Origin of the sequence: Mesorhizobium sp. M7A.F.Ca.CA.001.04.2.1 (assembly GCF_003998485.1) — a bacterium.
GTDB lineage: Bacteria > Pseudomonadota > Alphaproteobacteria > Rhizobiales > Rhizobiaceae > Mesorhizobium > Mesorhizobium ciceri.
Genome location: NZ_RZQT01000161.1, coordinates 1 through 11,716, shown reverse-complemented (window position 1 = coordinate 11,716; position 11,716 = coordinate 1). Strand labels below are relative to the sequence as shown.

General features: G+C 62.2%; 11 protein-coding genes. 4 read left to right on the top strand and 7 right to left on the bottom strand.

Features of this window, described 5'->3' with window-relative positions; translation table 11 throughout:
• The 6 genes from EN955_RS30600 to EN955_RS30575 form a co-directional block, all read right to left on the bottom strand.
• Positions 1-634, bottom strand: a 634-nt coding sequence (locus EN955_RS30600; protein ID WP_127223510.1) for an ABC transporter permease subunit, incomplete at its 3' end; no start/stop codon positions are given.
• Positions 635-638: 4 nt separating this feature from the next.
• On the bottom strand, positions 639-1,613 hold the full coding sequence (locus EN955_RS30595; RefSeq protein ID WP_024505754.1) for an ABC transporter permease subunit: 975 nt from the start codon (positions 1,611-1,613) through the stop codon (positions 639-641).
• Positions 1,614-1,622: 9 nt separating this feature from the next.
• Entirely contained in the window at positions 1,623-2,762 is a 1,140-nt protein-coding gene (locus EN955_RS30590; protein ID WP_013530249.1) for an ABC transporter ATP-binding protein, read from the bottom strand.
• 84 nt (positions 2,763-2,846) lie between these two features.
• A complete protein-coding gene (locus tag EN955_RS30585) occupies positions 2,847-3,944 on the bottom strand; it encodes a polyamine ABC transporter substrate-binding protein (protein WP_013530248.1) in 1,098 nt (365 codons plus the stop codon).
• A gap of 340 nt (positions 3,945-4,284) precedes the next feature.
• A complete protein-coding gene (locus EN955_RS30580) occupies positions 4,285-5,235 on the bottom strand; it encodes a DMT family transporter (protein WP_024505755.1) in 951 nt (316 codons plus the stop codon).
• Positions 5,236-5,385: 150 nt separating this feature from the next.
• On the bottom strand, positions 5,386-6,828 hold the full coding sequence (locus EN955_RS30575) for an XRE family transcriptional regulator (protein WP_013530246.1): 1,443 nt from the start codon (positions 6,826-6,828) through the stop codon (positions 5,386-5,388).
• Positions 6,829-7,057: 229 nt separating this feature from the next.
• On the opposite strand from EN955_RS30575, the gene aceA reads away from it, so the two are divergent.
• The 3 genes from aceA to EN955_RS30560 all read left to right on the top strand — a co-directional run bounded on the left by aceA (position 7,058) and on the right by EN955_RS30560 (position 9,320).
• Entirely contained in the window at positions 7,058-8,347 is a 1,290-nt protein-coding gene (gene aceA, locus EN955_RS30570) for an isocitrate lyase (protein WP_024505756.1), read from the top strand.
• Positions 8,348-8,405: 58 nt separating this feature from the next.
• Entirely contained in the window at positions 8,406-8,648 is a 243-nt protein-coding gene (locus EN955_RS30565) for a hypothetical protein (protein WP_006202762.1), read from the top strand.
• 267 nt (positions 8,649-8,915) lie between these two features.
• Entirely contained in the window at positions 8,916-9,320 is a 405-nt protein-coding gene (locus tag EN955_RS30560; RefSeq protein WP_245265430.1) for a response regulator, read from the top strand.
• An 82-nt stretch (positions 9,321-9,402) separates the two neighbouring features.
• Here the strand turns inward: EN955_RS30560 and EN955_RS30555 are convergent, their stop codons facing one another.
• Positions 9,403-10,116 (bottom strand): HAD family hydrolase, encoded by a 714-nt coding sequence (locus EN955_RS30555; RefSeq protein ID WP_024505758.1) that lies wholly within the window; start codon positions 10,114-10,116, stop codon positions 9,403-9,405.
• A 144-nt stretch (positions 10,117-10,260) separates the two neighbouring features.
• Between EN955_RS30555 and EN955_RS30550 the strand changes: the two genes are divergently transcribed.
• Positions 10,261-11,697, top strand: a complete 1,437-nt coding sequence (locus tag EN955_RS30550) for a glutamine synthetase family protein (RefSeq protein ID WP_027035719.1) — start codon at positions 10,261-10,263, stop codon at positions 11,695-11,697.
• Positions 11,698-11,716 lie beyond the last annotated feature (19 nt).

The window sequence follows — 11,716 nt, the reverse complement described above, 5'->3', positions numbered from 1 at the left end:
GCCCCGAGGTGAAGCTGGCAATGACCAGATCGTCGAGCGAAAGGGTGAAAGCCAGCATCCAGCCGGAGACGATCGCCGGCATGATGACCGGCAATGTGATCTGGAAGAAGGTCTTCACCGGCGTTGCGCCAAGATCCATCGCGGCTTCTTCCAGCGAGCGGTCGAAAGTCATGAGCCGCGACTGCACGACCACGGCGACGAAGCACATGGTCAGCGTGATGTGGGCGAGCGTGACGGTGAGGAAGCCGCGATCGAGCCCGACGGCGACGAAGAGCAGCAGCAGCGACAGGCCGGTAATGACTTCCGGCATGACCAGCGGCGCAAAGACCATGCCGGAAAACAGCACCCTGCCCTTGAAGCGCGTGTAGCGGGTCAAGGTGAGTGCCGCCAGGGTGCCCAGCACCGTCGCAACCGTGGCCGAGATCAGGCCAACACGCGCCGTCACCCAGGTCGCGTCCATGAGACCCTGGTTGTGGAACAGCGAGACGTACCATTTGGTCGAGAAACCGCCCCAGACCGTGACCAGTTTCGATTCGTTGAACGAGAAGACGATGAGCAGCACGATCGGCAGGTAGAGAAAGGCAAAGCCAAGCACGATCGAGGTGATGTTGAAGCGGCTCCAGGTGGCGTTCATGAGGTCACCTGTCCATTTCCTGAGCGCGCGCCTGAGCCCGCTGGAAGAGCATGATCGGCACGATCAGCAGCAACAGCAGGATGACGGCCACGGCCGACGATACCGGCCAGTCGCGATTGGCGAAGAACTCGTTCCACAACGTCTTGCCGATCATCAGCGTCTGCGATCCGCCGAGCAGATCGGGAATGACGAATTCGCCGACGGCCGGAATGAACACCAGCAGACAACCGGCGATGACGCCGGGCAGCGACAGCGGGAAGGTGATCTTCCAGAACGCACTGGTCGGCGGGCAACCGAGATCCTTGGCCGCCTCGATCAGCGAATAGTCCATCTTCTCGAGCGCGGAATAGAGCGGCAGCACCATGAACGGCAGGTAGGAATAGACGATGCCGATGAAGATCGCCGTATAGGTGTTGAGGATGATCAGCGGCTGGTGGATGACGCCGGTGGCGAGCAGCAGCTGATTGAGCAGCCCTTCGGGCTTGAGAATGCCGATCCAGGCGTAGACGCGGATCAGGAACGAGGTCCAGAACGGCAGGATCACCAGCATCAGCAAGGTCGGGCGGATCGTCGCCGGCGCGCGCGCCATGCCGTAGGCGATGGGGTAGCCGACGAGCAATGTCAGGACCGTCGAGACCGCGGCGATGATGACGCTGGTCACATAGGCGTTGAAGTAGAGCGCGTCCTGCGTCAGCCAGGTGTAATTGTCGAGGCTGAGCTGTTTCAGCTGAGCCAGGAACCCGGAAATGCCGCCGCTGAAATCGAGCGCCGGCGTATAGGGCGGGATGGCGATCGCCGTCTGCGACAGCGAAATCTTGAAGACGATGACGAACGGAATGAGGAAGAAGAACAGCAGCCAGACATACGGGATGATGATGACCAGTCGGCCAACGAAGGCAGCACCCAGCCTGGCAAGGATGGATTTGCCGGCATTGGATGCCGGCGAGGCTGTTGAGGTGGTGACGGCGGCGCTCGACATGGTCGCCCCCTACCGCGTCAGCACGACGCCGGCGTCGGGCCGGAAGGAAACCCAGGCGCGGTCGTTCCAGCTCAACGGATCCTCGGTGATGCGGGCCGCGTTCATGGTGCTGGCGCGCACCACCTGGCCGTCGTCCAGCCTGACATGATAGACGGTCATGTCGCCGAGATAGGCAATGTCGTAGACCTCGCCCTCGATGGCGTTGACGGCCTCGGCCGGCTTCTTCGACGACACCTTGATCTTTTCGGGCCTGATGGCGAAGGTGACGGCCGTCCCGGCCCCGGCGGTGCCGGCATTGTCGGTGCGGATGGTGATGCCGTTGCCGGCGTCTATGCTGGCGCTGCCCGCCTCGCCACGCGCGATCTTGCCCTCGAACATGTTCACGTTGCCCACGAAGCCAGCGACGAAACGCGATCCCGGCGCCTCGTAAACTTCGGCCGGCGTTGCCACCTGCATCACCTCGCCCTTGTCGATGATGGCGATGCGATCGGCCATGGTCATCGCCTCTTCCTGGTCGTGGGTGACGACGACGAAGGTCAGGCCGAGATTCTGCTGCAGGTCCATCAGTTCGAACTGCGTCTCTTCGCGCAGCTTCTTGTCCAACGCGCCGAGCGGCTCGTCGAGCAGCAGCACCTTCGGCCGCTTGGCGACCGAGCGGGCGAGCGCGACGCGCTGGCGCTGGCCGCCGGACAGTTGATGCGGCTTGCGCTTGGCGAACTGCTCGAGCTTGACCAGCTTCAGCATCTCGGCAACGCGCGATGCGATTTCGGGCTTCGGCATGCCGTCCTGCTTGAGGCCGAAGGCGATGTTGTTCTCGACCGTCATATGCGGGAACAGCGCATAGGACTGGAACATCATGTTGACCGGCCGCCGGTAGGGCGGGATGCCGCGCAGATCCTGGCCATCGAGCAGAATGCGGCCGGCTGTCGGCTCCTCGAAGCCGGCGAGCATCCTGAGCAGCGTCGACTTTCCACAACCGGAAGCACCGAGCAGCGCGAAGAACTCGCGCTCGAAGATGGTCAGAGACAGATTGTTGACGGCGGTGAAGTCACCGAACTTCTTGGTGACGTTGTCGAACTGGATGTACGGCTTGGCGTTCGGGTCGTTCCACGGTGCAAAATCCCTGCGGATGCTGCCAAGCGATTTCATGTCCCACTCCGTCCTGATTTTCTTGCTTCTTGCCCCAGGTAAAAACGGTCCCGGCAGGTGACTGCCGGGACCGTGTCGGATTGCTTACTGGCCGGTGACGATCTTGGTCCAGGTGCGCGTGATGACGCGCTGGGTCTTGGGATCGTACGGCGAGACGGTGTAGAGCTTCTTTATGGTCTCGGCATCGGGATAAACCGAAGGATCCTCCAACAGTGCCTTGTCGACGAATTGCTGCGAAGCCTTGTTGCCGTTTGCGTAGAGCACGTAGTTCGACGACTTGGCGATAACTTCCGGCTTCATCATGTAGTTGATGAACTCGAGCGCCTCTGCGACATGCGGCGCGTCGGCAGGGATCGCCATCTGGTCGAACCACATCTGCGCACCCTCCTTCGGCACGGAATAGCCGATCTCGACGCCCTGCTTGGCCTCGACCGCGCGGTTGCGGGCCTGGAACACGTCACCCGACCAGCCGACGGCCAGGCAGATATCGCCGTTGGCGAGCGCGTTGATGTATTCGGAGGAATGGAACTTCCTGATATAAGGTCGGACCTTGAGCAAGGTCTCCTCGGCCTTGGCGATATCGTCGGGCGATGTGCTGTTCGGGTCGAGGCCGAGATATTTCAGTGCAGCCGGAATGATGTCGGCCGGCGAGTCCAGCACGTAGACGCCGCAGTCCTTCAGTTTGGCCAGGCTGTCGGGGTTGAAGAAGACATCCCAGCTGTCGATCTTGTCGGTGCCGAGCGCCGCCTGCACCTTCTTGATGTTGTAGCCGATGCCAACCGTGCCCCACATGTAGTTGACCGAGTATTCGTTGCCGGGGTCGTACTTGGCCGTGCGTTCCGAAACCGTATCCCACATGTTGGAGATGTTGGGCAGCTTCGACTTGTCGAGCTTCTGGAACACGCCGGCCTGGATCTGGCGCGCAAGGAAATTGCCGCTGGGCACGACGACGTCATAGCCGCTGCCGCCGGCAAGCAGCTTGGTCTCAAGGATTTCGTTGGAATCGAAGGTATCATAGACGACCTTGATGCCGGTTTCCTTGGTGAAATCGTCGATGATCGAACTGTCGATGTAGTCCGACCAGTTGAAGACGTTGACGACACGATCTTCGGCGTGACCGCCGACGGTGAAAAATGTCAGGAATGCCGACGTTGCCGAAAGCCAGAGCGCTTTGCGGATCATGCTATTCTCCTTTGATGAGTGTTCCTTCACCGGCTCGTCGCGACATCAGCGCGACCGGCATTTTCTTCAGACTATTGAGCTTTCCAAGGGGCGACAAGCGCGAACTGCCGAGACCATGCAGGCGGTTCGATGAGATGGTTGGATGCCCCTGAGGCGGCCTGGGAGGCGTGCCAATACCGTCAGAGGCTTTCGCCATGGCGCGGGCAGAGATACGACGATATGGTCCGGTCCCGATCGGACCGGCTGGGAGACTTGGCAAGATACGCCTGTCTTGTTGTTGCCGTATTCCCAGCCTGCCCGTGCCGCAGCGACGTTGTCAATGGCAAAGCTGCAGGCCGCTTCAATTAGGTGACGGCACCCCGGTGACCCCTGCGCGTTCGGGCCTTGCCTGGCGCTTGAATTCGAGCCCGATATGGACGAGCAGCGCCGTGACCACAACCGCGCCGCCGATGATGGTGCGCCCCGACGGCACCTCGGAATGAATGAGCCAGACCCATATCGGGCCGAGGATCGGCTCGAACGTGCCGAGCAGCGCCGCGATGGCCGCCGGGATCAGTCGCGCGCCGGTGGCGAAGAAGGCCAGGCCGAGGCCGAGATTGACCACGCCGAAGGCAAACAGAAAGCCCATGTCACTGACAGATACGGTGAGGGTCGATGCCTGCGAGACGGCAAAGCCGGCCGCGAGCATGGTGCCGAGGCACGTCGCCGGCGTCATGCGCACGCCGGAGAACCGCCGGGTGATGACGGTGGCGACCGAAAACATGACCGCGATCAACAGCGCCAGCCCATCGCCCATGGGCGAGACGGCGCCATCGAGCGATTCCGACACCATGATGGCGACGCCGGTGATGACGGCGGCGATTGCCACCCAGGTCGCGACACCAACCCTTTCGCGAAACAATGCCCAGGCAAACAGCGCCGCCAGCAACGGCACGCCTGCCTGCATCAAAAGGATGTTAGCGACGGTGGTGTAGGCGAGCGCCACGACGAAGGCGGTCGATGCCGTGGCAAAGCAGATCCCGACGGCAAGGCCGGGCAACCCCATGTCACGGAACAGCTTCAGCATGCCACGCCAGCCGTCACGCCAAACCATGAAGCAGACCAGGAAGGCGGCTGCCCACACGGATCGCCAGAAAATGACCGTCCAGCTGTCACCGACAGTGATGAAGCGGGCGATGGCGCCGCCGAAACTCCACATCAGCGCCGACAGGAAGACCAAAAGCATGCCGACGCGCTCCTCGCGCGGCGAGACGGCTGGCGATGCGACGATCGGCGATGCGGTATCGATCATGGCTGCCACTGTCGGGCTCTTGTGGACGGGACGATGCGCAAGGGACGACAAAAAGATGCTCTGTTCGCGTAACGCAAAGGCGCAGGCCGGAACTGAGCCAGCGGCCGCCGACAATTGTGGCACCTTGCTCCATTTCAGAAGAACACGGCGTCACTGAAAATCGAAAGCACTCAGGCCCGTCACCATCTCGTCGAGGCCGAGCGGGCGCGTCACCGGCGGTTCTGCCCGCGCCAGGCAGCCGACGCGTTCGCAAAGCCGGCAAGCAGGCCCGACCGGCGTCGCCGCGACGGTGCCGGCCTTTGCGGTAATTGCCGCACCGGGCAATGCCGCGCCATAGACGATGTCGTCACGAAAGCCGATGTCGCAACCGAGCAGCAGCGCGGTGCGGCGCGGGCGTTCCGAGAATGCGCCTTGCGGCCCTTCCAGCGTGCGGGCGATGCACAGGAACTCGGCGCCGTCGGGCATTTCCACTGCCTCCACGAAGACCTGGCCGGGCTGGGTGAAGGCGACATGCACGGGCAGCTTGGGACAGCCGCCGCCAAAGCGGCTTTGAGGAAAGCCCTGGCTGCCGGCCTTGCGGAAGCGGTTGCCGGCATTGTCGACCTCCAGCATGAAAAACGGCACGCCCGAGGCACCCTGCCGCTGCAGCATGGTCAGCCGGTTGGCCGCCTGTTCGAAGGAGACCCCGAAGCGCGAACGCAGGACATCGATGTCGTAGCGGGCGCGCACGGCAGCCGCGTGAAAGGCCTGATAGGGCATCATCAGCGCATGCGCCGCATAACGGCCAAGTTCGAAGCGGGCCAGGCGGCGCGCCTCGTCGGTGCTCAGCTTGAGCGCCTGGATCTCGCCGGCGACCGCGACCGTCATGCGGATCAGGCAGGCCTCCATCGCGACTTCGCGCAACTGGTCGAACGGCGACAGGCGTTCGGACAGGAACAGGCGCTGCGAATGACGATCGTAACGGCGGCGCCAGTTCGGCATGGTCGCGACCGGCAGCACCTTGACCACGATGCCATATTCGCGCTTCAGCCAGGCCTTCAGCGCGCCGAACAGATCGTCGCCGGGATCGAGCACCGAGGTGAACGCCGCGGCCTCCTCCTCGAGGGCAGCGAAATGGTTCGGCCGGCGCTCGAAAATCTCGTGCACCTCGTCGATCGGCAGGCGGGCGCCGGAAAGCGCCGTCGCCCGACCCTCGCGTGCCAGCAATTCGTTGAGGTCGGACAGGCGCTCGGCCTGCTCGCGATAGGCGCGGAACAGCTTTATCACGGCCGCGGACGCATTGGGCGCCGCCTCGGCAAGCTCGATCAGTTCCTGATCACCCGGCAACTCGCCGACCAGCAGGGGATCGGTGAACACTTCCTTCAACGCAGCGACAGATCCCCTCGCCTCGCCCTGCAGCTCGTGTGGATCGACCTTGTAGACGGAGGCCAGCCTGAGGATCAGCTGCACCGTCAGCGGCCGCTGGTTGCGCTCGATCAGATTGAGGTAGGACGGCGAAATGCCGAGACCCTCGGCCATCGCCGTCTGGGTCAGGCCCTTGGCGTTACGAATGCGGCGGATGCGCGGCCCGGCGAAGATCTTCTGGTCAGCCATGGACTGTCCTTTACAGCAATTTACACGAATTTCCTGGGCACGGGCCTTTTACAATAATGACAAATTTACAACGCACTTCTGTCAAACGCAACACAGGTTTTCTCTTATATCCTCTCAGTTTACCTGATTTTTGTGGCTGATTTCGCGCAGAAATGTAAATCCAGTCATACCCAAATACCCCCAAATGATTGACGCCTTGACACAGATCAGCAATTCCTCGGAGTGACCAATGACTGATTTTTACAACCTCGTCCCATCGGCGCCGGAAGGTCGCTTCGACGGTATCGAACGACCCTACTCGGCGGCGGATGTGAAGCGTCTGCGCGGTTCGGTGCAGATCCGCCAGAGCCTTGCCGAAATGGGCGCCAATCGGCTGTGGAAGCTCATCCACGAGGAGGACTTCGTCAACGCGCTCGGCGCCATGTCCGGCAATCAGGCGATGCAGCAGGTGCGCGCCGGGCTGAAGGCGATCTACCTGTCGGGCTGGCAGGTTGCCGCCGACGCCAACACGGCTGGTGCGATGTATCCGGACCAGTCGCTCTATCCGGCCAATGCGGCGCCCGAACTGGTCAAGCGTATCAACCGCACGCTGCAGCGCGCCGACCAGATCGAGACCTCCGAAGGCAACGGGCTTTCGGTCGAAACCTGGTTCGCGCCGATCGTTGCCGACGCCGAAGCCGGCTTCGGCGGGCCGCTCAACGCCTTCGAAATCATGAAGGCCTTCATCGAGGCGGGCGCCGCCGGCGTCCACTATGAGGACCAGTTGGCGTCGGAAAAGAAATGCGGCCATCTCGGCGGCAAGGTGCTGATCCCGACTGCGGCGCACATCCGCAACCTCAACGCCGCGCGCCTGGCGGCGGACGTGATGGGCACGCCGACCCTGGTCGTCGCGCGCACCGATGCGGAAGCCGCCAAGCTGCTCACCTCCGACATCGACGAGCGCGACCAGCCTTTCGTCGACTACGACGCCGGGCGCACGGTTGAAGGTTTCTATCATGTCAGGAACGGCATCGAGCCCTGCATTGCCCGCGCCATCGCATATGCGCCTTACGCGGATCTGATCTGGTGCGAGACCTCGAAACCCGACCTGGCGCAGGCCAGGAAATTCGCCGACGGCGTGCGCAAGCACCATCCCGACAAGCTGCTCGCCTACAATTGCTCGCCGTCGTTCAACTGGAAGAAGAACCTCGACGACGCGACGATTGCCAAGTTCCAGAAGGAGCTCGGCGCCATGGGCTACAAGTTCCAGTTCATCACGCTCGCCGGCTTTCACCAGCTCAACTACGGCATGTTCGAATTGGCGCGCGGCTACAAGGCGCGGCAGATGGCGGCCTATTCCGAGTTGCAGGAAGCGGAGTTCGCGGCCGAGGCCGATGGCTACACCGCGACCAAGCATCAGCGCGAGGTCGGCACCGGCTATTTCGACGCCGTGTCGATGGCGATCACCGGCGGCCAGTCGTCGACCACCGCCATGCATGAATCGACGGAGCACGCGCAGTTCAAACCGGCCGCCGAATAGCGAACAGAAAAACTCAGAGGAAACGCCCGACAGGGCTTGGGACACAAGGAGAAAACCAATGGCATCGATAAGCCGCGTCAAGGAACGCGCCGAGGAACAGTCGACAACGATGAGCGTCGACCAGCAGGCGACGATCCGCATGCTGGCCAACGACCTGCACCGCCTCAACCAGTCGGTTATGAAGGCGGTCGAGGCGGGCGTCTCGGTGGAACTCGTGCGCTCGGCACGACATCACGGCGGCGACGGCAACTGGGGCGATCTGCTGATCCCGGTGATCGTCACGCAGCAGAGCCACGGCTGACTGAAATTCATGCAACCGACCCTTCACCTGCGCAGGTGAATTTTCTTTTTATGAAATGCACGTGTGGACAGTCGAGTACAGTAGCGTTGCTTGAAATTCACTGTCCCGGCGATGATTTCGGGCACTTTTATTTCAACTTGACATAGGCTGCGATCTCACGCCAATTGCGCTCCGGATTCAACTCTGCATTGAAATAGGGGCGAGCTTCTTGGCTGACTTGTGTGCCCGGTGAATCGCGAAGGCGAGACTCCAAGACATCCGAATCTGGTGACCCGCGGCTCAACCACCGAGGCGATCCGTGATCCGTCGCAGGTGCTTGTCGTCGGCAGGTCGCCAATCAATCGCGTGGTGATTTCAAAGATCGTCGAGCGATCCGGGCTCAAGCCGATTTCGGAATCTCCCGACACGGCGGCAAGGATCTTGCGGTCGCTCATTCCCGGCGCGGTTGTCCTTGACGGCGGCGCCGACAACAAGGACTGCGACAATCTGATGTCCAGCATCGACGCGTTGCGCCGCGCCTCGGGCAAATCGCTGCCACCGGTAATCCTGCTGTCAACCAAGAATGGCACCACGGAAAGCCTGGGCCTGCCTGGTGTCATCGACGTGGTGATCGCCAAGCCGATCACGCCCGAACGGTTGCAACCGGTGATCGATCGCCTGATCGGCCGCTGAGGCAATTGCGGGAAAGTGTGTAGCGGTTTTTCCGTCCGGAATCGAACCAGGTAAGGCCGGGCGACCACGGATCGCCCGGCGATCAGGGATCGATGATGCTTTCGATCAGTCCGGGCAGTTGTCCGAGATCGGATATCTGGCGGAACCTCGATTCGGTTACCGGCGCTTCGACATGCTCCAGCACCCAGGTCAGTTCATGCGGCACATGAACACCCCACCCGCCGGCCTCGATGGCCGGCACCACATCCGACTTCAGCGAGTTGCCGACCATCATGCTTTTCGCCGGACCATCGCCGTGGCGCTTGAAGAGCCTGCTATAGGTGGCAGCATTCTTGTCGCTGACGATCTCGACCGCGTCGAACAGATCGCCAAGGCCTGAGCCAGCCAGCTTGCGCTCCTGGTCGAAGAGGTCGCCCTTGGTGATCAGCACGAGGCGGAATGCGCCGGCAAGCTCTTCGACCGTCTCGCGGGCGTGCGGCAAGGCCTCGATCGGATGGCTCAGCATCTCGCGGCCGGCATCGAGAATCTCCGCTATGACCGAGCCCGGCACGCGGCCTTGCGTGACCTCGATCGCCGTCTCGATCATCGACAGGGTAAATCCCTTGATGCCGAAGCCATAGACAGCGAGGTTGCGCCTTTCGGCCTCCAGCAATCGTGCCGAGATGTGCTCCGCTTCGCCATGGTCGACGAGCATGGCGGCAAAGCGCTTTTCCGTCAGCCGGAAGAACTGCTCGTTCTGCCACAACGTGTCGTCGGCGTCGAAGCCGATCGTCGTCAGTTTGTCATTGCGCCGCATTGAACGCCTCGATTGGAATGGGACGGCCGAAACTAAGCCGATTGGCGTGTTTTTCAACCGCACCGGGCAATGCCCGACGCGGCTCCCCTTCCCTTCCATAGGAGGGCACGGCTATACTCCACAATCCGCAACCCAATCTGGTGAATGATGCCGCCTGCAAAAAAGGAAGTCCGTCCGTCGAGCCGCGGAGGACGCGCCCGCACGCCTGCCTTCGTGAAAAACCAACGAGGCGTCAAGAACTGGAAGGAAGTCAGCGCCTGGCTGGAATGGCGCGGCATCGAGGACATCGAGTGCATCACGCCCGATCAGGCAGGCGTCGCGCGTGGCAAGATGATGCCATCGAAGAAATTCACCTCCAACACCTCGCTGGCGCTGCCGTCGGCAGTCTTCATGACGACGATATCCGGCGGCTACCCCGAGGATGGCAACGGCTTCCACTACCCCGAAGACGACGGCGACCTCAAACTGATGCCCGACCTGTCGACGCTGACGGTGGTGCCCTGGGAAGAAGACCCGACGGCAGCGGTCATCTGCGACCTCGTCCACCAGGACGGACGCTCGGTCGAGTTCACGCCGCGCAACGTGTTGAAGCGTGTGGTGGCCGCCTATGACAAGCTCGGCCTGAAGCCTGTGGTGGCGCCCGAGATCGAGTTCTACCTGGTGCGCAAGAATCCCGACCCGGACTATCCGCTGACCCCGCCGGTTGGCCGGTCGGGACGCGCGATCGGCGGCGGCGCCGGCTATTCGATCGCCGGCGTCAACGAATTCGACGAACTGATCGACGACATCTACCATTTCTCCGAAAGCCAGGGCCTGGAGATCGATACGCTGATCCACGAGGAAGGTGCCGGCCAGTTGGAGATCAATCTGCGCCATGGCGACCCGATCGAACTGGCCGACCAGGTGTTCATGTTCAAGCGCACCATTCGCGAGGCGGCGCTGAAGCACGAGATCTACGCCACCTTCATGGCCAAGCCGATCCAGGGGCAACCCGGCTCCGCCATGCACATCCATCAGTCGATCATCGACAAGAAGACCGGACAGAACATCTTTTCGGCCGCTGACGGCTCGGAAACCGACGATTTTTTCCACTTTATCGGCGGCATGCAGAAGCATGTGCCGAACGCGCTGGTGATGTTCGCGCCCTATGTCAATTCCTACCGCCGGCTGACACAGGCGGCGTCGGCGCCGGTCAACAACAAATGGGGCTATGACAACCGCACCACGGCGTTTCGCGTGCCGCGCTCGGATCCGGCGGCACGGCGCGTCGAAAACCGCATCCCGTCCTCCGATGCCAATCCCTATCTGGCGCTGGCGGCATCGCTTGCCTGCGGGCTGATCGGCATCACCAACAAGATCAAGGCCGAGCCCCCGGTCCTGACCACGGCCAATGCCGACGAGATCGACCTGCCGCGCGGCCTGCTCGAAGCCGTCGACCTGTTCGAGGGCGACGAGGAACTCTGCGCGCATCTGGGCAAGTCGTTCGCCGCGACCTATGCGGCGATCAAGCGCGCGGAATTCGAGACCTTCATGGAAGTGATCAGTCCGTGGGAGCGGGAGTATTTGTTGCTGAATGTGTAGGGGAGTAGGGGAGTAGGGG